The organism is Nocardiopsis mangrovi (genome assembly GCF_042653925.1).
Classification (GTDB): Bacteria; Actinomycetota; Actinomycetes; order Streptosporangiales; family Streptosporangiaceae; genus Nocardiopsis_B; species Nocardiopsis_B mangrovi.
Genome location: NZ_JBHSFQ010000003.1, coordinates 338,153 through 361,355, shown reverse-complemented (window position 1 = coordinate 361,355; position 23,203 = coordinate 338,153). Strand labels below are relative to the sequence as shown.

The window sequence follows — 23,203 nt, the reverse complement described above, 5'->3', positions numbered from 1 at the left end:
CCGACCAGCCTAGGAGTCGTCGGATCGCCCCGATGCCGGGGGCTCGCCGTCGGGGGAGGGGAGTTCGGCGAGCCGGAAGTTGTCGAAGGCGACCTCGGTGTTGTCGCCGCCTCCGGCCCCCCGCTTGGCCACGACGCCGACCATGCGCGGCTGGGAGTCCTCGGCGTCGTCGGGCAGCAACCGGTCGTCGACGCCCTCGAGGACGTGGCGGCCGTTGACCCACATGTTGATGGTCATGGTGTTGGCGGGGCGGTCGACCTCGCAGGTCATGGTGACGGTGTTGACCGCGGGGTCCTCATCCCCATCGCCGGTCGCGGCGAACCCGGGGACGGAGTCGGCACGGGCCACCTCGGACCCGCCGCCCTCGCCTCCGACCCGCCTGATCTGGGCGCCCTCGCCGTCGATGCGGACGAGCCCTTCGTACATGGTCGCCTCGCCCTCGTCGTCGTCCTCCTGCCGGAAGCAGCGGACGCCGAACTCCCCGTAGGGCTGTCCGGAGCGCACCCGGGCGTCGGCACTCACCAGGACGTTCTCCGGGATCCGGCCTTCGTCTTCCAACGGGGCCCATTCGCCGCGGCTGGGCTGACTGGAGTCGCTCTGCACGATGAGGAGGAGCTGCTGGTCGTCGTAGCCGCCGCCCGAGGTGGTGTCGCTGGGGTCGTATTCGCTCCGGTTGCCCCACTCCCCGGCGTCGGCGAAGTCGTCCTGGAAGACGGTGGTGCCCTCGGGCGGCCCGCCGCCGAAGAGCCGCACCGCGCCGATCGCCGCGACGACGATCAGCACGACCGCGCCCGCGCCGGCCCCGATCGCGGTGGTGCGGCGCCGCGGGGACGGCGGGGAGCCGTTCCCGGGCGCGCTCGGACCGCCCGGTCCGCCGGGGCCGTGCGGGCCGGACGGCGCCCCCGGGCCCGCGTGCGCCGGGCCGTGGGGCGGTCCGCCGTGGAAGGGCACCTGTCCGGCGGTGGGCGGGTAGGGGGGCAGCGGCCCGGGCGGTCCGTAGGGGCCGGGCTGCGGCGGGCCGTACGCGGTCTGCGGTCCGGAGGGGACCGGGCCCGCGTACGCGGTCTGCGGTCCCGAGGGCACCTGGCCCGCCGCCGACGGGTAGCCGCCCGACGGCGGCATCGGGGCCTGCCCCGCCATGGGCCGTGTGGGCGGCACCTGCCCGCCGGTCGGTGGCGGAGGCGGGGCGGCGGGCACGGCGGAGTCGGAGTCGGCGGAGGGGATGACCGGGGTGGCGTCGGGGTCGGCGGCGCCCGCGCCCGCCGCCCCTGCGGCGAGGGCGGCGGCCCCCGCGGCATCGGAGGGGCGGGCGGTGGACGGCGGGGTCCACGACCGCACGACGGACTGGTCGACGGCGGAGTCGGCGGGGTCGTCCTGGCCCACGAGCCGGTTCAGCAGCTGCTGGGCGGTGGGGCGTCCGGCGGGGTCCTTGTCCAGCGCCCGGCGGACGAGCGGCTCCAGGCCGGGGTCGAGGCCGTCGAGGTCGGGCGGTGCCGCGCTGATGCGGTGCAGGACGGCGGGCACCGAAGGGGCGTCGAAGGGGGCCTTGCCGGTGCCGGCGTAGGCGACCAGGCAGCCCCAGGAGAAGACGTCGGACGCGGGGGTGACGTCGTTGCCGAGGACGAGCTCGGGGGCGAGGTAGGCGGGGGTCCCCATGAGCTGGCTGGATCGGGTGACGGCGGTGTCGTCGTCCAGCGCTCGGGCGATCCCGAAGTCGATCACCTTGGGACCCACGGCCGACAGCAGGACGTTCGCGGGCTTGAGGTCGCGGTGGACGACGCCCACCCGGTGGATCGCGACCAGGGCGGCGGCCACGCCCATGGCGAGGCTGTCGAGCGTGCCGCCGAACATCGGGCCGTCGGTGGCGATGGCCTCGGAGAGGTTGGGCCCCGGCACGTACTCCGACACGATGAACAGCGGATCGCCGTCGAGCCGCGCGTCGAGGACCCCCGCCGTGGAGAAGCGCGCGACCCTGCGCGCCGAGGCGACCTCGCGGGCGAACCGGCGGCGGAAGTCGTCGTCGTCGCTCAGATCGGGGTGGATCAGCTTGACGGCGACGTGGCGGTCCGAGGGGTCGCGGGCCAGGTACACGGTGCCCATTCCACCGCGGCCCAGGCGTCCCTCGATCCGGTAGTCGCCGAGCTCGCGGGGGTCGCCGGTCCGGAGGGGCTTGGCGCGCTCGTGCCCGTTTGGCGTCACAGTGCTGGCTTCCTTTGCGGGGTCGCGTGATTCGCGCCTCATGGCGTATGGGGGGCTGCGGCGCGGGGTGGTGCGGGGCCGCCGGGGGACGCCACGTGAGGGAGGGTCGCCACGATTCTAGACAGGTGCGCTGACGCCGCGCTTCCGGCCGGATGCGGACTGGGCTAGGATGGGAACGCTTGTTCGAATCCGGTGCCCGCCCTTCCCCGCGGGTCCCCGGTCGGCGCATGCGCGCCGACCGGCGATGATGAGGGAGGGGCCCGTAGGTGGGGCGCATCTTCGGCGTGCAGATCACGGTGGCCGAGCAGGACGGCCGCCCCGTGCGCTTCACCTGGCAGGGGCGCATCTATGCGGTCCGCCGGATCATCGACCACTGGGTCACGCTGCGCGCCGACTGGGCGCCCCACGCCGAGGACCGCCTGCCCCAGCGCACGTACTGGCGGGTCGAGGCCGGCTCCCAGGAGGTGTCGCGGGGCGTCTACGAACTCCGGCACGATTCGCTCACCGGTTCCTGGACCCTGGCGAGGGTCTGGGACTGAGCCTCAGGCGCGCCGCCGCTCCACCGCCTCGACCAGCCGGGCCTCGGCGTCGGCGCCGGGTCGCACGCCGGGCAGGCGCAGCAGGTAGGCGGCGCCCAGGAGCCACCACAGCCCGATGATCCCCCATTCGTAGGGCCACGCGAGCGCCGCCGGCATCCCCGGCAGGTACAGCACGCCCAGGCCGATGCTCGCCACCACCGCGAGCGCCCCGATCACGCCGCCGGCCGGGGTGCGGAACGGGCGCACCATGCCGGGCTCGCGGCGGCGCAGCACCAGGAACGACAGCGCGACCATCAGGTAGGCGACCACGATGTTGATGCCCCCGGCGTTGACCAGCCAGACGAGCATGGGCTGGCCGAAGAGCGGGGCGAGGACCGACAGCCCTCCGATGAACAGCAGCGCGTTGCCCGGCGTGCGGAACCGGGGGTGCAGGCGGCCGAACCAGGCCGGGATCATCCGCGACACGGCCATGGCGTACAGGAGCCGGCTGGCCCCGATGAGGAACGCGTTCCAGCTGGTCACGATCCCCGCGATGCCGCCGAGGACGAGCAACTGGCCCATGGCCCGGCTGCCCCACAGCTCGGTCATGGAGTCGGCGGAGGCGAGCTCGGACTCCGCGAGTGCCCCGGGGGCCAGCCCCGAGGACACGGTGAGCATGATGAGGATGTACCAGGCGGCGGCGCAGGCCACCGACACCACGAGGATCCGGCCCACCTGCCGGTAGGGGATCTTCACCTCGCTCGCCGATTGCGGGATCACGTCGAAGCCGACGAACAGGAACGGCACCGCGACCAGCACCGTCACGATCCCCGGGATGCCGCCGGTGAACAGCGGGCGCATGTCCTCCGTGGAGCCGCCGGTCAGCGAGCCGAGCAGCAGCAGCGCGCCCGAGGCCAGGAGGAACAGCACGGCGACGGTCTGGAAGACGCTCGCGGGCCGGATCCCGATGTAGTTGAGCGCGGTGATCGCGATCGCGGAGACGATCCCCACCGCGGCCCAGCTCGCGTGGACCTCGTAGCCCGCCACGGTCCACAGGTGGCCGACCTGCATATCGGGCGCCAGGTAGAGCACGGTCTGCGGCAGGGCCACGGCCTCGAAGGCCACCACGGAGATGTAGCCGAGGACCATCGCCCAGGACGCCACGAAGGCGCCGCGCGACCCCAGGGCGCGCAGCGCGTAGTGGTGCTCGCCGCCGGCGTGGGGCATGGCGGCGACCAGTTCGGCGTAGGTGAGGCCGACCAGCGCCACGATCACGCCGCCGATCACGAAGGCCAGGGCCGACCCCAGGCTGCCGGCGGCGTTGATGAACTCGCCGGTGAGGACGACCCAGCCGAATCCGATCATGGCGCCGAACGCCAGGGCGAGGATGTCCCACCGGCCGAGGACCCGGATGAACCCCTGGTCCTGCTGCGGGTCCTGCGTACTCGAACTCACCGGCGCCTCCACATGGGGGTGTGCGGATGTGCAGGGCTTCAGCGTGCCGTGAAGATCACCGAAAGGGAATCCCCGCGTTCATCCCGAAACGCGGTTGATCGCGAATATTTACGACCCGGCGACGGGGACGGCCCGGAATCATCGCGGCGGCGCGGAGGTTGGTTCCGGACACGGCGCCCGCCCGCCCCGGCCGCCGCGCCCCGTCCCCGTTCCCGTTCCCGTTCCCGGAGACCGTCCTCCGGATGAGGAGTCCCGCATGGTGCAGCTCTCGGTGCTCGACCACGTCCTGATGCCGCCGGGGGTCGGCGCGCACGAGGCGCTGAACGAGGCCGTGGAGTCGGCGGTGCTGGCCGAGTCGCTGGGCTACGAGCGGATCTGGTTCTCCGAGCACCACAACGCGGCCGGGCTCGCCTGCACGGCGCCGGAGCTGATCATCGCCCGCGCGGCGGCGGCCACCGGCGCCATCCGGGTGGGGGCCGGCGGCATCATGCTGCCCAACCACGCCCCGCTGAAGGTCGCCGAGCTCTTCAACACGCTGGAGGCGATGTACCCGGGCCGCATCGACCTGGGGCTGGGCCGCGCTCCCGGTACCGACGGGCGCACCGCCACGGCGCTGCGCGGCTCCCGCGAGGCCGTCGTGGACGTCGACTTCGCCGCCATGGCCGCCGACCTCTTCGGGTTCCTCGACGGCGACCTGCCCGACGACCACCCCTTCGCGCGGGTCCGGGCCGACCCTGCCGTCCCGGCGCCGCCCCGGGTGTGGATGCTGGGCTCCAGCGAACACGGGTCGGCCTACGCCGCGGCGCACGGGCTCCCGTTCTGCTTCGCCCACCAGATCGACCCGGACTACGCCGTGCCGCTGTTGCGCCGCTACCGCGACGCCTTCCGCCCCTCGGCGCGCGCCGCCGCCCCCTACAGCAGCGTCTCCGTCATCGCCTTCGCCGCCGAGGACCCGGAGCCGGCCGAGGACTTCACCGCGTTCTGGTCGCTGCACACGGCGCGGGCGCGTTCGGGCGAGCGCGTCGCGACCTCCCTCGGGCAGGCACGTGAATTCCGGTCGGGGCCGGGCTACGCCGCGACCGCGCGCGCCGCGGCCGACCGCATCGTGGCCGGCACCCCGGAGCAGGTGGGCCGGCGCCTGCGCGCGCTGGCGGAGCAGGCGCACGCCGACGAGGTGCTCGTGGCCACCCCGATGCCCGATGGCGCGGCACGGCGCCGCAGCTTCGAGCTGCTCGCCGCGGAGTTCGGGCTCACCCCGCACCGGGAGGCTCCCGCGAGCCGGTACTAGAGCGGGGGGCGCCGCAGCCCGAAGCCGGTGGCCTGCTCGAAGGCGTGCCCCACTTCGAGCACCCGGCGCTCGGCCAGGTGCGGGCCCACGATCTGCAGGCCCACGGGGAGCCCGCCGGGGGTGAACCCCGCGGGCACCGACAGCGCGGGGCTCCCGGTGACGGTGATCAGATAGGCCGAGCGCATCCAGTCCAGGTAGGTCTCCTGGGGTACCCCGTCGATGTCGGCGGGGTATTCCAGGTCGGCGTCGAAGGGGACCACCTGGCTGACGGGCAGCAGCAGGACGTCGTAGCGCTCGAAGAACGCGCGTGTCCGGTGGAAGATCGCGGTGTGCAGCCGCTCGGCGCGGGAGAGGTCGTCGCCGGTGAGGGCGAGCCCCGCCTCGGTGTTCCACACGATGCTGGGCTTGAGGCGGTCGCGGTCGGTCTCCAGCAGCGGCCCCATCTTGCTCGCGAACTGCCAGGCGCGCAGGGTGCGGAACACCTCCTCGGCGCCGCTGAGGTCGGGGGAGTCCTCGGTGACCTCGCAGCCCAGGCCCGTGAACACCGACAGCTGCGGCTCCAGGGTGTCGAGCACGGCCCGTTCGCAGGTGAACGCCCCGCCCAGGTCGGGGGTCCAGGCCACCCGGAGGCCGCGCAGGTCGCGGTCGAGCGGCCCGGCGAACACCGACCCCGGCTCGCGCACGGCGATCGGGCAGCGGGGGTCGGGCCCGGCCAGCACCGACAGCAGCAGCGCGGCGTCGGCGACGTCGCGCGCCATTGGGCCCTGGACCGACAGCGTCGACCAGCCCAGCTCCTCCGGGAACCGCGGCACCCGGCCCGGGGAGGGCCGCAGCCCGACCACGTTGTTGAACGACGCGGGGTTGCGCAGCGATCCGCCCATGTCCGACCCGTCGGCGAGCGGGTGCAGCCCGGCGGCCAGGGCCGCGGCCGCGCCCCCGCTGCTGCCCCCGGCCGAGCGCGACGTGTCGTAGGGGTTGCGGGTGGTGCCGAACACCGGGTTGAAGGTGTGCGAGCCGGCGGCGAACTCGGGGGTGTTGGTCTTGCCGATCGTGATCGCGCCCGCGGCGCGGATCCGCTCGACGACCAGCTCGTCGCGCTGGGGGACGTGGTCGGCGTAGATGGGGGAGCCGAAGGTGGTGCGTACCCCGGCGGTCTCGTGGATGTCCTTGTGGGCGACGGGCAGGCCGTGCAGGGGGCCGACGTCGGCACCGTAGGCCAGCCGCTCGTCGGCGGCGCGGGCCTCCTCCATGGCGCGGTCGCCGCACAGGGTCACGATGGCGTTGACGGCGGGGCCGGTGTCCTCGATGCGCTCCAAATGGGCTTCCACCACCTCGCGCGCCGAGATCTCGCGTGCGCGCAGCAGCCGAGCCAGCTCCCGTGCGGGACTGTAGGCGATGTCCTCGTGCATGGGGGTCTCACAATCCGGACCGGGGCAACGTCGTCCAATTAGAGCATCCTCGCCGGGCGGCCCCCGCGTCAGCCCTTCACCAGGTCCCGCAGCGCCCGCAGCCGCGGCTCGTCGCGCACGCCCGCCAGCAGCAGGGTCGTCACGGGGCTCGCGCGCCACGCCTGGAGGCGCTCGGCGATCCGGGGCAGCGGGCCCACCAGGGCCAGCCCGTCGGCGAGTTCGTCGGGCACGGCGTCGACGGCCTCGGCTCGGCGGCCGGCCAGGAACAGGTCCTGCACCTTGTGCGCCGCCTCGGCGAACCCCAGCCGGACGAACACGTCGAGGTGGAAGTTCCGCTCCCGGGCGCCCATGCCGCCGATGTAGAAGGCGTAGGGCGCCTTCGCCAGCCGCAGCGCCTCGCGGGTGTCGTCGTGCTCGACGACCGTGACCGTGCAGGCGATGTCGAAGCCGGCGGGGGCGCCGGCGAGCGCGTCGGCGTACAGCGGCGGGCTGAGTAGCGGGTGGTAGAACATCGGGACCCAGCCGTCGGCGATCTCCGCCGCCAGCGCCACGTTCTTGGGGCCCTCCGCACCCAGGTACACGGGGATGCGCGGGCGCAGCGGATGGGTGATGGACCTGAGCGGCTTGCCCAGGCCGGTGCCGCCGGGGTAGGGCAGCGGGTAGTGCGGTCCGCCGCCGGTCACCGGTGCCTCGCGGCGCCACACCTGGCGCATGATGTCGATGTACTCGCGGGTCCGCTGCAACGGGCGGGGGAAGGGCCGGCCGTACCAGCCCTCGACCACCTGTGGCCCGGACACCCCGATCCCCAGCCGCAGCCGGCCGCCGGAGAGGTGGTCCAGGGTGAGGGCGTGCATGGCGGTGGCCACGGGGGTGCGCGCCGACATCTGGGCGATCGCGGTGCCCAGTCCGATGTTCCGGGTCCGCGCGCCGTACCAGGCCAGGGGGGTGAAGGCGTCGGAGCCGTAGGCTTCGGCGGTCCACACCGACGTGTAGCCGAGCGCTTCGGCGGCGCGGACCGACTCCGTGGCGTCGTCCGCGGCGGCCCCCCAGTAGCCCACGGCGAGACCCAGTTCCAGATCGTCGGCCACCTGCGCTCCCTCGGTCGTCGTCGCGTCCCTGCGGCGCATACTAGAACGTGTTCCAGTTCGAGGGAAGGGGAGCCGCAGGCGATCCGGTGCCCCGAGCGGGCGGTCAGCAGCCTCCGCCGCCGTCACCACCGCCGCCGTCCCCGGAGGATCCGCCGTCGCCGCCGCCGCGGCCATGGCGGCCACCGCCGCCCGAGGGGCTCACGAACTCCGCGAGGACGCCGATCAGGATCAGCAGGCCGAAGCCCAGGGCGACCCACTTCCCCCAGGCGGGCGGCTCCCTGTCCTCGCGGGGGGTCGTCAGGTAGTCCAGAAGCCCGCCGATCAGCGGGTCGGCGGCCATGGGCATCGCGGTCGCGATGCCCATGGCCGCATCGAGGAGGAAGCCCGCGATCACCCGTACCCCCGGCCGTTCGCGCTGCCGGCTCCGGCCGGGCGGGAACGGCCGGGATCAGTCGCCGCCCCCGCCGCCACCTCCACCGCCGTCGCCGCCACCTCCGCCGCTGTCTCCTCCCCAGCCGCCCCACCCGCTCGATCCGCCGTCGTGCACGGCCTTGTCGCCCCCGGCCGCGTGGCCGCCGCTCCCGCCCGGGTAGCCGTCACCGTAGGAGCGCGGTCCGGAATCGCTCCCTCCTCCGTCTCCGCCGCCTCCACGGCCGCCCCGCCGCCTCCGCGGCCGGGTCGTGCTCGTGTTGTAAGCGGGACGGCCGCGCAACGCCGCCACCGCCAGCACCACGACGATGCCCCCGATCGCGATCAGGAACAGCGCCTCGATGAAACCCATGCCCGTCCTCCCTTCTCGACTGCCCGCCTTCGATCGCGCCGTCTGCTCTGTCCGGAGACGATCAGCCGCCTCCCCGCCGTCCCAGTGGTCGCTGCCGGAGAACCCCGTCGTCGCCGGAGGGGTGGTCCCGGCCGCGGGAGCCCGTCTCGATGACGCTCACGCCCGCCTCTGCCCACCCGTCCGCTCCGTGCGGCCGGATCAGCATCCACCCCCACCGCCCCCTCCGCCTCCGTCGCCGCCTCCTCCGCCTCCGCCGCCGTCCGACCAGCCTCCGCCGTAGTACCCGGCCCCGCCGCCGGGTGTCCGCCGCCGGGGCGGCGTGCGCCCGCCCGAGCGGTTGAGGGCCAGGCCGGCGAGCCTGACGATCAGCAGCACCACGACCGCGGCTCCCATGACGGTGAAACCCAGTTCGACGACGCCCACATCCGCCCCTTCCTATCCGCCCCGCCTTCCGGGGGCGGCTGCGGCGGCGGGATACCCCATTGGGGGTCGTCCATGCCGGTCCGGGCGATTCGGCCGGATCTGGCCTGGTCGTCGCCCGGTCGGAGGCACCCGGCGGCCGGAGGACCCGCGCAGGCGTGTGAGATCGTGGTGGGCGGCGCCGACCGGCGGGGACCGTGATGCCCCGCCGTCAGCAGGAACCCGGTGCGAATCCGGGGCGGTCCCGCCACTGTGACCAGGGAGCGAACCCGCGACCATCGCCACTGCCGGAGGTCCCGGTGGGAAGGCGGCGGGGGAGCGGCGATCTGGGAGTCAGGAGACTGCGCGGCGCCACGACCGACCCCTATGGGCGTGGACTCCCGAGGAAGGACCGAACAGCGTGGGCGCTTCCGCTCGCTACCCCTTCACAGCCGTCGTCGGCATGGACGACCTGAAACTCGCCCTTCTGATCAACGCGGTATCGCCGGCGGTCGGCGGGGTGCTGGTCCGCGGTGAGAAGGGGACCGCCAAGTCGACGGCGGTGCGCGCCCTGGCGGCGCTCCTGCCCGGCATCGGCGTCGTCCCCGGGTGCCGCTTCGCCTGCGACCCCGCCGCCCCCGACCCCGGGTGCCCCGACGGGCCCCACGACCCCGGGGCCGCCGCCGATCAGCGCCCCGCGCGCCTGGTCGAACTGCCCGTCGGCGCCAGTGAGGACCGCCTCGCCGGCTCCCTCGACCTCGAACGCGCGCTCACCGAGGGGGTCAAGGCGTTCGAGCCGGGGCTGCTCGCGGCGGCCCACCGCGGCGTCCTCTACGTCGACGAGGTGAACCTCCTCCACGACCACCTCGTCGACCTGCTGCTCGACGCCGCCGCGATGGGGACGTCGCACGTCGAGCGCGAGGGCGTGTCGGTGCGCCACGCCGCCCGGTTCCTGCTCGTGGGCACGATGAACCCCGAGGAGGGCGAGCTGCGCCCCCAGCTGCTCGACCGGTTCGGCCTGACGGTGGAGGTCGCCGCGACCCGCGACCCCGCGCAGCGGGCCGAGGTCGTCCGGCGCAGGCTCGCCTACGAGGCGGACCCCGCCGCCTTCGCCGCCCGCCACGCGGACGAGGAGGCCGAGCTCGCCGCGCACATCCGCGCAGCCCGCACGCGGCTGCCCGGCGTGGCCCTCTCCGACGCCGCTCTGCGCCAGGTCACCGCGGTCTGCGCGGCCTTCGAGGTCGACGGCCTGCGCGCCGACATCGTCACCGCGCGCGCCGCCATGGCCCTGGCCGCGTGGCACGGCCGCGCCGAGGTCAGCGCCGACGACGTCCGCGACGCCGCCCGCCTGGCCCTGCCCCACCGCCGCCGGCGCGACCCCTTCGACGCCCCGGGGCTCGACGAGGACCGCCTCCGCCAAGCACTCGACCAGGCCCGCGACGACGACCCCGAACCCCCTGACGGCGGTTCCGGCGGGCCGGACGGCGCGCCGGACCGCGGCCCCGACGGCCCCGCCGGAACGGAGGACTCCGGGCCCGGGTCCGGGGAGCCGTCCGGCGCGGAACCCGCCGGCGGCCCCGGCCCGGACGCGCGGGCGGACGGTCCCGCGGGGTCCGGAGCCTCCGGGGCACAGGCTCCCGACGCCGACGGCGCGCAGACCCCCGGCGACGGCGGGCCGCCGCCCGGTGACACCCCCGGCCGCCCCTCGGAGGCCGACGGCACCCCCTCTGACGCCGCGCCCGCCTACCGGCCGCGGCTCTTCAGCGTCCCCGGTACCGGCGCCGGCGCGCCCGGCCGCCGCTCGCGCGCCGAGACGCCCCTGGGGCGCACCACCGGCGCCCGCGTCCCCGCCGAGCGCGTAGGCGCGCTGCACCTGGCCGCCACCGTGAACGCGGCGGCCCCGCACCAGCGCGCGCGGGGCCGCGCCGGCCGCGGCCTCGTCCTGCACCCCGCCGACCTGAGGGAGGCCGTCCGCGAAGGCCGCGAGGGCAACCTCGTGCTGTTCTGCGTCGACGCCAGCGGCTCCATGGCCGCACGGCAGCGCATGCGCGCCGTCAAAGGAGCGGTCCTGAGCCTGCTGCTCGACGCCTACCAGCGCCGGGACAAGGTCGGCCTCGTCACCTTCCGCGGACGCGGCGCCGAACTCGACCTGCCGCCCACATCCTCGGTCGAAGCCGGCGCACGCCGCCTGCGCGACCTGCGCACGGGCGGGCGCACCCCGCTGGCGGCCGGCCTGCTCCGGTGCGCCGACGTGCTCCGCGTCGAGCGCCTGCGCGACCCGCAGCGGCGCCCGCTGCTCGTGGTCGTCACCGACGGCCGCGCCACCCACGGGGGCTTCGGCGATGCCCAGCGGGCCGGCGCGCTGATCCGCGCCGGAGGGGTCCGCAGCGTCGTCGTCGACTGCGAGTCGGGGCCGGTGCGCCTGGGCCTGGCCGACCGGCTCGCCGCCGCGATGGACGCCACCCCCGTCCTGCTGGAGGAGCTGCGCGCCGACACGCTGAGCGGCCTGGTCCGGCACGCGCGCGGCGCCGCCTGACGCGTCGCCGCGGCAACGCGGGCAAGAGGAGGACGAGGAGAGAGAGGAGAGACATGCCGAAGGGCGTACCGGCCCACGTGCCCGATGACGGGCTCACCACCCGCCAGCGCCGGAACCGGCCGCTGCTGATGGTGCACACCGGCCCCGGGAAGGGGAAGTCCACCGCGGCGTTCGGGCTGGCCACCCGCTGCTGGGCGCAGGGCTGGGACATCGGGGTGTTCCAGTTCGTGAAGTCCGCCAAGTGGCGGATCGGCGAGGAGCGCGCGCTGCGCGTCCTGGGCGACTCGGGCGAGGGCGGCCGGGTCACCTGGAACAAGATGGGCGAGGGGTGGTCGTGGATCCGCCGGCCCGGAGCCGAGCCCGACCACGCCGCCGACGCCGCCGAAGGGTGGGAGCAGATCAAGCGGGAACTGGCCGCCGAGACTTATCGGCTCTACGTCCTCGACGAGTTCACCTATCCCATGAAGTGGGGCTGGGTGGACGTCGACGACGTCGTCGCGACACTGCGCGACCGCCCCGGCGCCCAGCACGTCGTGATCACCGGGCGCGACGCCGACCCGCGGCTCCTGGCCGCCGCCGACCTCGTCACGGAGATGGCCAAGGTCAAGCACCCCATGGACGCCGGGCAGAAGGGCCAGCGCGGCATCGAGTGGTGACCGCCGGCGCGGGTGCGGCCCGGCCGGTGCGCCGGCCGCACCCTTCCGTTCCGTACGTCAGGCCAGGTCGGTGCGGATGAGGCTGTAGACGGCGAGGTCGGTGCGCCCGGTGTGCAGCGGCATCGCGCTGCGCTCGACGCCCTCGAAGGTGAACCCCGCGCGTTCGGCCACGCCGCGCGACCCGGTGTTGGCCGTGCCCGCCTTCAGCTCGACCCGCTGGAACCCCTGGTCCAGCACCGCCCACCGGGAGACGGCGATCACCGCCTCCGTGGCCAGCCCGCGGCCGCGCGCCTGCGGCGCCAGCCAGTACCCCACCTCGGTGACCCGCGCCTTCCACGCGGTGCGGACCAGCCCGAACGAGCCGGCGAAGGCGCCCGTGGCGGTCTCGATCGCCGCCCACTGCTGGCCGTCACCCGACACCCGCGCGCTGGGCGCCTCCACCAGGCACCAGTGCTCGGCGTCGGCGCGCGTGAAGTCCCGCCCGGGTTCCGGCAGGGGGAGCCACCGCTGTGTGAGCGGGTCGCGGACCGCATTGTGGACCGGCCCGATCTCGGCCTCCGTGAAGGCGCGCAGGGTCAGGCGCTCGGTGCGCAGGATGACGGCGGGCATCGTCGACGCCCGCTCCGTCGCGGTCATGGCGCGCTCCCGTCGGCGAAGGCCCGCACCGAGCCCAGGAACCGGGCCGCGGCATCGGGGAACCCCGCCCAGTGCAGGTGGAGGTAGGAGGCGTTCAGACTGGCACCGGAGAAGCCCTCGCCGCCATCGGTTTTCCACTGCCAGGCCGGTGCCGCTCCGCGCTCGGGGGTGACGGCGGTGCGGTGGAACTCGTGTCCGCGCACCCGGGTGCCCGCGGTGGCCAGGACCGAGTCGGCGACGGCGACGGCGTGCCGGTAGCCCAGGGTGAGCCGCCCGGTCATGCGCGCCTCGGCGGGCAGCACACCGCACATCGGCGCACCGTCCAGGCTGCGCGCGAGGTAGAGCAGGCCGGCGCACTCCGCGGCGATCGGGGCGCCGCGGCCGGCCAGGCCGGCGACGGCCGCGCGCAGCGGCGCGTTGGCGGACAGTTCGGCGGCGTGCACCTCCGGGAAGCCGCCCCCCACGATGAGGCCGTGCGTGCCGTCCGGCAGGGCCGCGTCGCGCAGGGGGTCCACCGTCACCACATCGGCGCCTCCGGCACGCAGCAGTTCGGCGTGCTCGGTGTAGCCGAAGGTGAACGCGGCGCCGCCGGCCACCGCGACCCGGGGCGGTCGCGCCCCGGAGGGCGCGCCGATCTCGTCGGCGGCGTTCCACGCGGGGGCGGCCAACGGGGCGGCGGTGCGGGCCAGCGCCACGATGGCGTCCAGGTCGCAGGAGTCCGCGACCAGCGCGCCGAGCGCGTCGACCGCCGACCGCGCCGCCGCCGCGCGCTCGGCGGCCGGGATCAGCCCCAGGTGGCGCGACGGGGTCGCGACCGCCTCGTGCCGGCGAACGGCCCCCAGGACCGGCACGCCGACGCCGTCCAGCGCGTCGCGCACCAGCTCCTCGTGCCGGTCGGAGCCGACCCGGTTCAGGATCACGCCGCCCACGCGGACGCCGGTCTCGTAGGTGCAGAAGCCGTGGACCACGGCGGCAACGGACCGGCCGGCCCGGGCGGCGTCCACCACGAGGACGACCGGCGCACCCAGCAGCGCCGCGACGTGCGCGGTCGATCCGGCATCGCCCGGACCGTGGAAGCCGCGCGGTTCGGCGGCGCCGTCGAACAGGCCCATGACGCCTTCGACGACCGCGATCGTGGTGCCGGCCGCGCCGTGCCGGAACAGCGGTGCGACGCGGCCGGCACCGCACAGCACCGGGTCCAGGTTGCGGGGCGGGCGCCCGGTGGCCAGGGCGTGGTATCCGGGGTCGATGTAGTCGGGCCCCACCTTGTGGCCCGATACGCGCTCCCCGCGGGCGGCCAGCGCCGCCATGAGGCCCGTTGCGACGGTGGTCTTCCCGCTCCCCGAGGCCGGGGCGGCGATCACCACCCGTGGCACCTGCGCCATCCCGCGCCCCCGATCCCCCGTGGCTTCCGGTCATCCGACGACCGCCCAGGCTACGCGGCCCCCCGCCCTCCGCCGACGGCGGGAGGAGGCGGGGGTGGGAGGATGCGGCCGGAGACCGCGGACGCGACAGCGGCGCCGCGGGCCGGGTGCCGCGGGCTTGCGCCGGCGACCGAGGGCGGAGGCGGGAGGCGGGAGGCGGGCGATGAGGTGCGCGGACCCGGCCGGTGTCCGCCGGCGGTGCCGGGCGGCCGGTGGCCTCCGGCCCGTGCCCGGGAGCCCGCCGCGTCCGCGAGGACGATGCCGCGCCATTGGGCCGTTGAGAGCGGGTCACGCCGTGCCGGAGGGGCGATGAGTGCGGCGGACACCGGTCCGCCGGACGGCGCCGGTCCATGGCAGGAGCCGGCCTTGGTGGTGGGTGTCGGGGCGGCGCGAGGGGTGGCCGCCGCCGAGGTCGGCGCGCTCATCGACGCGGTGCTGGCCGGCGCGGGCCTGTCCCCGGCCCGGGTGCGGGCGGTGGCCACGGCCGACGCCAAGTCGGGCGAGGCCGGGATCCTGGCGGCGGCGCGCGAACGCGGCTGGGCGGTCATCGCCTATCCGGCCGCGGTCCTGGCCGCCGTCGACGTGCCGCACCCCAGCGAACGCGTCCGCGCCGCGGCGGGGACGCCCAGTGTGGCCGAGGCGGCCGCACTGCACTGCGCGGCGGAGGCGGGCGGGGGCGCCGACCTCGTCGTCGGCAAACGCGCGGCGGCGCGCACCACCGTCGCGGTCGCGCGAGAACGGGGCGACACGCCCCCGAGCGCGACGCAGGCCACCCGCTGACGACCGCGGCCACCGGGCACCGCCGGGCCCGATGGATATGCGAGCCGGTCGCCGCCTGCCAACGGCCCGGCACGGCGCCGCAGCGGCCGTCCCCGGCATCGTCGACGCGATGGGTGAATGGCGCGGGCAGACGGCCCGCCATCGTTGTGCGGTCGCCGGTGGTCCTGTGTGGGCTTGTTGCGCTGGGTGCCGCGACAGTGGGCGTGGGGTGCGCGGCGGCTCGTCGTCGTGGCGGTTCGGGGCGGTGTCGGCACCGTCGCGGGAGGCGGCGTCGGCGGACGTGGCCGCCACCGTTGCGCGGCCGCCCGGTGGCCCTGTGCGGCCCTGTTCCGGCGGATGCGGCGGCCGGGGGCCGCGCGGCGGTGGCCCGCGGCGCTCCGTCGCCGTCGTGTGCGCCAACGTGGTGACGGCGTCCGGGGACGTGGCCGCCGCCGTCGTGCCCCGTTCTGGCCGTGGCCAGGCGGGGGTTCCGTTCCGCCGGATGCCTCGGCGGCGGGCCGCACCGCGGGGACGGAGGCGGCGTACGGGGACGGGACGGCGGTGCCGGGTGGTGGGTCAGGAGGTCACCTTGGTGAAGAACGCGGCGAGGTTGGCCGTGGTCCGCTGGATCTTCTCCGCCAAGGTGATCGTCTCGTAGGACCGGGCGCCGGGGCCGGCGTCCTTCTTGCCGCGGACGTAGAGCGAGCAGGCGAGGTCGCCGCAGACGTGGATGCCCACCGAGTCGCCCTGCTTCCCGGCCTTGCCCGCTTTGGCCGCGACCATCAGGCGCACGCCCCCGGTATGGGTGGTCACGCACAGCGAGCACATGGCACGCCGCGTCTCGCCCGGGGTGGGGGCGGGGCTGCGCAGCGCGAGGGCCCGCGGCCCGCCGTCGAGCTCGGCCACGAGGTAGGCGCGGTCAGGGGCCCGGGGGTCCCGCCAGCCGAGGTAGTCGAGGTCGTCCCACGGTCGTTCGGCCAGGTCGCGCGGGACGTACAGGCGCCGGGCCTCGCCCTTGGTGCAGTTCACGAACGCGGCGCGGATGTCGCGCTCCGTTATCGGGTTCACGTGGCGTATGCTAATTTGCCTAAGGGTATTAGGCAAATGCCATAAACTCGTGAAAGCGGGGAGGACGGCCATGGCGCGTGCGGGGCTGACCACGGAGCGGCTGGCCCGGGCGGGCGCGGAGCTCGCCGACGAGGCCGGCTTCGAGCACGTGACCGTCTCGGCGCTCGCCAGGCGGTTCGACGTCAAGGTCGCCAGCCTGTACTCGCACGTGCGCAACTCCCAGGACCTCAAGACCCGCATCGCCCTGCTCGCTCTCGAGGAGCTCGCCGACCGGGGAGACGCGGCACTGGCCGGGCGGGCCGGCAAGGACGCCTTGGCCGCTCTCGCCGGCGTCTACCGCGATTACGCCAGGGAGCACCCCGGCCGCTACGCGGCGGCGCAGCTGCGGCTGGACCCGGCGGCGGCCGCCGGCAGCGCGGGCATCCGGCACGCCCGGATGACACGCGCGATCCTGCGGGGCTACGACCTGGCCGAGCCCGACCAGACGCACGCGGTGCGGCTGCTGGGCAGCGTCTTCCACGGCTACGTCAGCCTGGAGATGGGGGGCGGTTTCAGCCACAGCGCTCCCGACACGGAGGAGACCTGGGAGCGGATCATTGACGCGCTCGACGCCCTGCTGCGCAACTGGCCCGAGGCATGAGGCCCCCGATGGCCGGCGGACCGCCCGCCGGAGCGGCCGGACGCCCCGGTACCCCGATCACCCGACCGAGTCGAGGAGAGGACATGCGCGCCGAGCGCGATTGGATCAGCACACCCGTCACCCCGGACCTCCTGCGCGGCGCGCTCGACGTGGAGCGCACCGGGAACGGCGTGCTGCCGCACCGACTGCCCGCCTGGGCGCGCGCCCAGTGCCCGGATCCGCAACTCGCCATGGCCGAGTCCCAGCCGTCGGGCGTGCGGATCGTCTTCCGCACCCGCGCCACGGCCGTCGAGCTGGACACGCTGCCCACCAAGCGGGTCTACGCGGGCGCCCCGCCCCGCCCCGACGGCGTGTACGACCTGGTCGTCGACGGCCGCCCGGCCGGCCGGGAGCGGGTGCCGGGAGGCACCACCGTGACCGTCGACATCGCCACCGGAACCGTCGAGAGCCGGCCCGGGAGCGCCGGCACCCTCCGCTTCGCCGGCCTGTCCGGCGAGGCCAAGGACGTCGAGATCTGGCTGCCGCACAACGAGACCACCGAACTCATCGCCCTGCGCACCGACGCCCCCGTCGAAGCGGTGCCGGGCGGAGACCGGAGGGTGTGGCTGCACCACGGCAGCTCGATCAGCCACGGATCCGACGCCGGCGGGCCCACGGCCACCTGGCCCGCTCTGGCCGCCTCCCTCGGCGGCGTGGACCTGGTCAACCTGGGCTTCGGCGGCGGGGCCCTGCTCGACCCCTTCACCGCCCGCGTCATGCGCGACACCCCCGCCGACCTGGTCAGCGTGAAGATCGGCATCAACCTGGCCAACGCCGACCTGATGCGCCTGCGCGCCTTCACCCCGGCCGTCCACGGCTTCCTCGACACCGTCCGCGACGGCCACCCGGAGGTACCGCTCCTGGTGGTGTCGCCGATCCTCTGCCCCATCCACGAGGACACGCCCGGCCCCTGCGCCTTCGACACCGCCGCGCTCCGCGCCGGAGAGCTCCGGTTCCGGGCCACCGGCGACCCCGGCGAGACCGCCGCCGGGAAACTCACGCTCACCGTCATCCGCGCGGAGCTGTCCCGCATCGTGCGCCAGAGGGCCGCCGACGACCCGAACCTGTACTACCTCGACGGCCTCGACCTCTACGGGGCGGCCGACTTCGCCGAGCTGCCGCTGCCCGACGGGCTCCACCCCGACGCCGCAACCCACCGCCGCATCGGCGAGCGCTTCGCCGCGTCGGCCTTCACCGCCGGTGGCCCCTTCGCGGCCCCCGGGGCCTGACGCCGCCACCCGCCGGGTGGGCGGGTGGCGCCGCCGCGGGTTTCGGGGTGCGCCGCGGGAGCCGTGCACGGGCGTGTGTACGCTGTCGGGGCGCTGACCTGCGCGCCGCCCGACGCACCCAGGAGGTAGGCCCGATGACACGCCGTGAGGCGGCGGCGCCCGGCGCCCCGCGCATCGGCCACGCGGGCGGCGCGGACCCGGGGCAGGCGCACGAGGTGGACCTCCACCACCACGGCGACGCCGAGACCGGGCCGGGGCTGCTCGACTTCGCGGTGAACGTGCGCACCGGCACCCCGCCCGCGTGGCTGGCCGAGCGCATCGCCGCCTCGCTGTCGGGCCTCGCCGCCTACCCCGATCCGCGCCCCGCCCGCGCCGCCGTCGCCGCGCGGCACGGCCGCGATCCCGCCGGGGTACTGCTCACCGCCGGAGCGGCCGAGGCGTTCGTGCTGCTGGCGCGGGTGCTCGCCCCGCGCCGCGCCGTGGTCGTGCACCCCCAGTTCACCGAGCCCGAGGCCGCCCTGCGCGCGGCCGGGCACGCCGTGGACCGCGTGCTGCTGACCGCCCCCGGTTTCCTGCTCGACCCCGCGCGGATCCCCGATGACGCGGACCTCGTCATGGTGGGCAACCCCACCAACCCGACCTCCGTGCTGCACCCGTCCGATGCGCTCGCCCGGCTGGCCCGCCCCGGGCGGACCCTGGTCGTCGACGAGGCGTTCGCCGACTGCGTCCCCGGCGAGCCGGAATCGCTGGCCGGGCGCGCCGGCATCCCCGGCCTGGTCGTGCTGCGCAGCCTCACCAAGACGTGGGGGCTGGCGGGCCTGCGCGCCGGGTACCTGCTGGCGGAACCCGGGCTCGTCGCTCGGCTGGCCGCGGCGCAACCGCTGTGGTCGGTGTCGACCCCCGCGCTCGCGGCCACCGAGGCGTGCTGCGCCCCCGAGGCCGTCGCGGAGGCCGACGCGTGGGCGCGCGAAATGGCCGGCGACCGCGCCGCCCTGGCGGGCGCCCTGGGCGCCGCCGGGCTGCACGTCACGCCGGGCGCAGCGGCGTCGTTCCTGCTGGTGAAGGCGGTGGACGGAGCGGGCCTGCGCGTGCGGCTGCGCGCCGCGGGGATCGCCGTGCGCCGCGGCGACACCTTCCCCGGGCTGGGGCCCGATTGGCTGCGTATCGCGGTGAGGGACCGATGGACCTCTCTCCGGATGGCGCGGACTCTGGCAGAGTTGCTCTGAGCCCGAGTTGAGGACGGGACCCGCCGTATGCCCGAAAGGTGACGTGTCCGGCATCCTTTCGGCAACGGCGATGAGGGGGGACGAACATGCAGGTAGCAGCCTTCGAAAGCGTCGGAGGAACACACCATGACCGGTGACGACCACCGCCCGCCGGCCGGCCGCCGCGGGCCGTCGGACGAACGCGGGCGCGCCGCCCCGGCCTTCGGCGGCCTTCTCGACGACCTGCCCGAGGCCGGGCGGGGCACCGGCAAGGCCGCGCCGCGGGCCAACCCCTTCCACACCCCCGCGCGCGAGCCGGCGACCCCCAGAAAACCCAATGTGATCCCGTTCCGGGCCGGCACCCAGGAGCGCCCTGCTCCGGCGGCGGCGCCCGCCGCCGACCCGGCGCCCGCGACCGAGCACGAGCCCGCTCCGGAACCGCGGTCCGCCGCGCCGGCCCCCGAGCCGGAACCCGACGCCGAGCCGGAGGCCGCTCCCGAGGCCGAAGCCGGGCCCGCGCCGGTGTCCGACGCCGAAGCCGCGCCCGAGGCCGCCCCCGAGCCCGAAGCCGGCCCCGCGGCGGTGGCCGCCCCCGTGGAAACCGCGGAACCCCTCCCCGAGCCCGCCGAGGACCCCGGCACCGGCCCCGAGACGATCCCCGGACCCCCCGCCGCCGGGACCGCCTCCGCCGACCCGCACGCCTACGGCGACGCCGAGCGCGAGGCCGTCTACCGCGTCATCCGCGAGCGCCGCGACGTCCGCATGGGCTTCCGCACCACCCCCGTCCCCGACGACGTGCTCACCCGGATCCTGGCGGCCGCCCACCAGGCGCCCTCGGTCGGCTACTCGCAGCCCTGGGACTTCATCGTCGTCCACGACGAGGACCTGCGCGCCCGCGTCCGGGACCTCGTCCACGAGCAGCGCCAGGAGTACGCCGGCGCCCTGCCCGGAGCCCGCGCCCGCGCGTTCACCGGGCTCAAGGTCGAAGCGATCCTCGACACCCCGGTCAACATCATCGTCACCGTCGACCCCACCCGGGGCGGACGCCACACCCTGGGCCGGCACTCGCAGCCCCAGACCGCCTCGTACTCGACGGCGCTCGCGGTCGAGAACCTGTGGCTGGCCGCCCGCGCCGAAGGGCTCGGCGTGGGCTGGGTGAGCTTCTTCCACGAGCGCGAACTCGCTGATGCCCTCGACCTGCCCCCGCACCTGGAGGTCGTGGCCTACCTGTGCGTCGGCTACGTCGACGACTTCCCGCCCGAACCCGAGCTGGCCATGGGCGGATGGGCCAAGGGACGCCCGCTCGCCTGGGCCGTGCACCGCGACCACTACGGCCGCCGCGGCCTGCCCGGAGAAGCCCCGACGAGCCTGCTGGAGGAGACCATCGCCGCCATCGGCCCGCTCAACCAGAGAGCGGTCAATGACGCGCGCGAGCGCCAGGGACGCATGACCAAGCCCGCGGGGTCGCTGGGCGTCCTGGAGGACGTCTCGATCCGGCTGGCCGGCCTTGCGGGGGAGTGCCCGCCGCCGGTCCCCGAGCCCGCCGCCGTCGCGATCTTCGCCGGCGACCACGGGGTGCACGCGCAGGGCGTCAGCGCCTGGCCCCAAGAGGTCACCGCGCAGATGGTGCGCAACTTCCTCAACGGCGGAGCGGTGGTCAACGCCTTCGCCGAGCAGGTGGGCGCCGAGGTCACCGTCGTCGACGTCGGCGTCGCCGCCGACCTCCCCGGCGTACCCGGCCTGCTGCCGCGCAAGATCGCGCGGGGGACGGCCGACTTCACCCAGTCGGCCGCGATGACCCGCACCCAGGTCGAGTACGCGATCGAGGCCGGCATCGAGGTCGCCCGCGACCTCGTGGCGGCCGGCAACCGCTGCCTGATCACCGGGGACATGGGCATCGCCAACACCACCCCGTCGGCGGCGCTGGTCGCGGCGTTCACCGGCGCCGACCCGGCCGAGGTCACCGGGCGCGGAACCGGGGCCGACGACGCCATGCACGAGCGCAAGATCGAGGTCGTGCGCCGCGCCCTCGCCGTCAACCGCATCGACATCGAGGACCCCGTCGGCGTGCTCGCGGCCGTCGGCGGGCTGGAGCACGCCGCGCTCAGCGGCTTCATCCTCGGTGCCGCGGCCATGCGCGTCCCCGTGCTGCTCGACGGCGTCATCGCGGGAGCGTCCTGCCTGGCCGCCGCCGCGATCGCGCCCGATGTCCTCCACGCGTGCTTCGCCGGCCACCGCTCCGCCGAGCCCGGCCACACCGCCGCACTGGAGCACCTGGGCCTGCGCCCCCTGATCGACCTGGAGATGCGCCTGGGCGAGGGCTCCGGCGCGCTGCTGGCGCTGCCCCTCCTCCAGGGGGCCGTGCGCGCGCTGCGCGGGGTCGCCACGTTCGACGCGGCAGGGGTGGCGGAGCGTGACTGATTCCTTGCCCATAGGCTGGACGGAGGGGCGGGACGCGCGGACATACCGCGAATGACGGGCGTAACGCCTGTTTGACACGGTATTTTTTGGGGATTGACGCAACTCGCACCCCGGTGGGCGTCGCAGATCTGGAGGGGCCCGTGACCTATCTGCTCGGATTGCGCATGGACGGGCGGGACGTCCTGGTCGTCGGCGGGGGCCGTGTCGCCCAGCGCCGCGTGCCCGTCCTGCTCGACGCCGGGGCGCGTGTCACCCTGGTCTCGCCCGACGCCGCGGCGGCGCTGGAGGACCTCGCCGACTCCGGCCGGCTCGCCTGGCACCGGCGCCGCTACGCAGAGGGAGACCTGGGCCTGGCCGGCTTCTGGCTCGTCCACGTCGCCACCGACGACCCCGCGGTCAACGCCGCCGTGGCCGCCGACGCCGAAGCCGCCCGGCTGTGGTGCGTGCGCGCCGACGACCGGCACGAGTCGAGTGCGTGGACCCCCGCGAGCGGCATCGCCGCCGGCGCCACCATCGGCGTGGTGGCCGGCGGCGACCCCCGCCGCGCGGCGGGCCTGCGCGACGCCATCGTCGACGGCCTGGCCGACGGCAGCCTCGACGCCCGCCGCGGGCGCGAGCGGATGAGCGGCGTAGCCCTGGTCGGCGGCGGCCCCGGCGACCCGGGGCTGATCACCGTGCGCGGGCGGCAGCTGCTGGCCCAGGCCGACGTCGTCGTTGTCGACCGGCTCGCCCCCACATCGCTGCTCGACCAGCTGCCCGCCGACGTCGAGATCGTCGACGCCGCCAAGATCCCCTACGGCCGCTCGATGACCCAGGAGGACATCAACCGCGTCCTCGTCGACCGCGCCCGCGAGGGCAAGTTCGTGGTCCGCCTCAAGGGCGGCGACTCGTTCTTATTCGGCAGAGGCGGCGAGGAGGCCGCCGCGTGCGCCGCGGCGGGGATACCGGTCGTCGCGGTCCCGGGCGTCACCAGCGCCCTGGCCGCCCCGGCGGCTGCGGGCATCCCGGTCACCCACCGGGGGGTCTCCCAGGACGTCCACATCGTGTCGGCGCACGTCGCGCCCAGCAGTGAGCGCTCCACCGTCGACTGGGCCGCTCTGGCCGCGTCCGAGGGGACGATCGTCGCGCTCATGGGGGTCGAACGCCTCGCGGCGATCGCCGACACGCTGATGTCCCACGGCCGTTCGCCCGACACGCCCATGGCCGTCGTCCAGGACGCCACACTGCCCACCCAGCGGGCCGTGACCGCCACTCTGGGGACCGCCGCGCGCACCGCCGCGGACGCCGGGATCCGCCCTCCGGCGGTCATTGTGATCGGTGAAGTGGTCAATGAGGCCCGGGAACTTGACATACTGCATGGGGGACGTGACGATCCGGCAGCACCGGCGGCGGCCGGGGCGGGGGACGCCGCCGACAATGAGCCCGTCGAGGGGGACCGGGTTTTGTGACCGCG

The 23,203-nt window shown here is 75.7% G+C and carries 20 protein-coding genes and 1 riboswitch; of the genes, 10 read left to right on the top strand and 10 right to left on the bottom strand.

Annotated elements, in window-relative coordinates:
- Positions 1-9: 9 nt before the first annotated feature.
- Entirely contained in the window at positions 10-2,199 is a 2,190-nt protein-coding gene (locus ACFO4E_RS05475; RefSeq protein WP_378571906.1) for a serine/threonine-protein kinase, read from the bottom strand.
- 266 nt (positions 2,200-2,465) lie between these two features.
- Between ACFO4E_RS05475 and ACFO4E_RS05470 the strand changes: the two genes are divergently transcribed.
- The gene (locus ACFO4E_RS05470; RefSeq protein WP_378571905.1) at positions 2,466-2,738 is read left to right on the top strand and encodes a DUF6504 family protein; all 273 of its coding nucleotides are present in this window, start codon (positions 2,466-2,468) and stop codon (positions 2,736-2,738) included.
- A gap of 3 nt (positions 2,739-2,741) precedes the next feature.
- Here ACFO4E_RS05470 and ACFO4E_RS05465 read toward each other — a convergent pair whose 3' ends face one another.
- Positions 2,742-4,172, bottom strand: a complete 1,431-nt coding sequence (locus tag ACFO4E_RS05465) for an APC family permease (protein ID WP_378571904.1) — start codon at positions 4,170-4,172, stop codon at positions 2,742-2,744.
- A gap of 256 nt (positions 4,173-4,428) precedes the next feature.
- Here ACFO4E_RS05465 and ACFO4E_RS05460 point away from each other — a divergent pair, with 256 nt between their 5' ends.
- Complete coding sequence (locus ACFO4E_RS05460) at positions 4,429-5,460, top strand: MsnO8 family LLM class oxidoreductase (RefSeq protein WP_378571903.1); 1,032 nt, start codon at positions 4,429-4,431, stop codon at positions 5,458-5,460.
- Here the strand turns inward: ACFO4E_RS05460 and ACFO4E_RS05455 are convergent.
- From ACFO4E_RS05455 to ACFO4E_RS05435, 5 genes are all read right to left on the bottom strand, one after another.
- Positions 5,457-6,869 (bottom strand): amidase, encoded by a 1,413-nt coding sequence (locus ACFO4E_RS05455; protein ID WP_378571902.1) that lies wholly within the window; start codon positions 6,867-6,869, stop codon positions 5,457-5,459. The two genes, ACFO4E_RS05460 and ACFO4E_RS05455, sit on opposite strands and share 4 nt — an antisense overlap.
- A gap of 68 nt (positions 6,870-6,937) precedes the next feature.
- Entirely contained in the window at positions 6,938-7,957 is a 1,020-nt protein-coding gene (locus ACFO4E_RS05450) for an LLM class F420-dependent oxidoreductase (RefSeq protein ID WP_378571901.1), read from the bottom strand.
- A gap of 103 nt (positions 7,958-8,060) precedes the next feature.
- Positions 8,061-8,321, bottom strand: coding sequence for a hypothetical protein (locus ACFO4E_RS05445; RefSeq protein WP_378571900.1), 261 nt, complete (start codon positions 8,319-8,321; stop codon positions 8,061-8,063).
- Between the two features lie 84 nt (positions 8,322-8,405).
- Positions 8,406-8,738, bottom strand: a complete 333-nt coding sequence (locus ACFO4E_RS05440) for a hypothetical protein (RefSeq protein WP_378571899.1) — start codon at positions 8,736-8,738, stop codon at positions 8,406-8,408.
- A 198-nt stretch (positions 8,739-8,936) separates the two neighbouring features.
- Entirely contained in the window at positions 8,937-9,161 is a 225-nt protein-coding gene (locus ACFO4E_RS05435; RefSeq protein WP_378571898.1) for a hypothetical protein, read from the bottom strand.
- Positions 9,162-9,373: 212 nt separating this feature from the next.
- A riboswitch (cobalamin riboswitch) is annotated at positions 9,374-9,502 on the top strand.
- A 56-nt stretch (positions 9,503-9,558) separates the two neighbouring features.
- Here ACFO4E_RS05435 and ACFO4E_RS05430 point away from each other — a divergent pair.
- Both ACFO4E_RS05430 and cobO read left to right on the top strand, forming a co-directional pair.
- Positions 9,559-11,673, top strand: a complete 2,115-nt coding sequence (locus tag ACFO4E_RS05430; RefSeq protein ID WP_378571897.1) for a putative cobaltochelatase — start codon at positions 9,559-9,561, stop codon at positions 11,671-11,673.
- Positions 11,674-11,726: 53 nt separating this feature from the next.
- Entirely contained in the window at positions 11,727-12,329 is a 603-nt protein-coding gene (gene cobO, locus ACFO4E_RS05425; protein WP_378571896.1) for a cob(I)yrinic acid a,c-diamide adenosyltransferase, read from the top strand.
- 57 nt (positions 12,330-12,386) lie between these two features.
- On the opposite strand, the gene ACFO4E_RS05420 is transcribed toward cobO, so the two are convergent.
- Both ACFO4E_RS05420 and ACFO4E_RS05415 read right to left on the bottom strand, forming a co-directional pair.
- The gene (locus ACFO4E_RS05420; RefSeq protein WP_378571895.1) at positions 12,387-12,965 is read right to left on the bottom strand and encodes a GNAT family N-acetyltransferase; all 579 of its coding nucleotides are present in this window, start codon (positions 12,963-12,965) and stop codon (positions 12,387-12,389) included.
- Positions 12,962-14,350 (bottom strand): cobyrinate a,c-diamide synthase, encoded by a 1,389-nt coding sequence (locus tag ACFO4E_RS05415; protein WP_378571894.1) that lies wholly within the window; start codon positions 14,348-14,350, stop codon positions 12,962-12,964. The genes ACFO4E_RS05420 and ACFO4E_RS05415 overlap by 4 nt, the downstream gene beginning before the upstream one ends.
- Positions 14,351-14,758: 408 nt before the next feature.
- Between ACFO4E_RS05415 and ACFO4E_RS05410 the strand changes: the two genes are divergently transcribed.
- Entirely contained in the window at positions 14,759-15,169 is a 411-nt protein-coding gene (locus ACFO4E_RS05410) for a cobalamin biosynthesis protein (RefSeq protein ID WP_378571971.1), read from the top strand.
- 555 nt (positions 15,170-15,724) lie between these two features.
- Here ACFO4E_RS05410 and ACFO4E_RS05405 read toward each other — a convergent pair.
- Positions 15,725-16,216: an FBP domain-containing protein gene (locus ACFO4E_RS05405; protein WP_378571893.1), complete on the bottom strand. Its 492-nt coding sequence runs from the start codon at positions 16,214-16,216 to the stop codon at positions 15,725-15,727.
- Between the two features lie 70 nt (positions 16,217-16,286).
- Here ACFO4E_RS05405 and ACFO4E_RS05400 point away from each other — a divergent pair, with 70 nt between their 5' ends.
- The 5 genes from ACFO4E_RS05400 (at position 16,287) to cobA (ending at position 23,198) form a co-directional block, all read left to right on the top strand.
- The gene (locus ACFO4E_RS05400; RefSeq protein ID WP_378571892.1) at positions 16,287-16,856 is read left to right on the top strand and encodes a TetR/AcrR family transcriptional regulator; all 570 of its coding nucleotides are present in this window, start codon (positions 16,287-16,289) and stop codon (positions 16,854-16,856) included.
- Between the two features lie 83 nt (positions 16,857-16,939).
- Positions 16,940-18,124 (top strand): GDSL-type esterase/lipase family protein, encoded by a 1,185-nt coding sequence (locus tag ACFO4E_RS05395; RefSeq protein ID WP_378571891.1) that lies wholly within the window; start codon positions 16,940-16,942, stop codon positions 18,122-18,124.
- 134 nt (positions 18,125-18,258) lie between these two features.
- Positions 18,259-19,350, top strand: coding sequence for an Rv2231c family pyridoxal phosphate-dependent protein CobC (gene cobC / locus ACFO4E_RS05390; protein WP_378571890.1), 1,092 nt, complete (start codon positions 18,259-18,261; stop codon positions 19,348-19,350).
- A 126-nt stretch (positions 19,351-19,476) separates the two neighbouring features.
- Positions 19,477-21,750 carry a nicotinate-nucleotide--dimethylbenzimidazole phosphoribosyltransferase gene (gene cobT / locus ACFO4E_RS05385; RefSeq protein ID WP_378571889.1) on the top strand — a complete coding sequence of 758 codons (2,274 nt, stop codon included), beginning with the start codon at positions 19,477-19,479 and terminating at the stop codon, positions 21,748-21,750.
- A 140-nt stretch (positions 21,751-21,890) separates the two neighbouring features.
- Positions 21,891-23,198: a uroporphyrinogen-III C-methyltransferase gene (cobA, locus tag ACFO4E_RS05380; RefSeq protein WP_378571888.1), complete on the top strand. Its 1,308-nt coding sequence runs from the start codon at positions 21,891-21,893 to the stop codon at positions 23,196-23,198.
- The last annotated feature ends 5 nt before the right edge of the window (positions 23,199-23,203 follow it).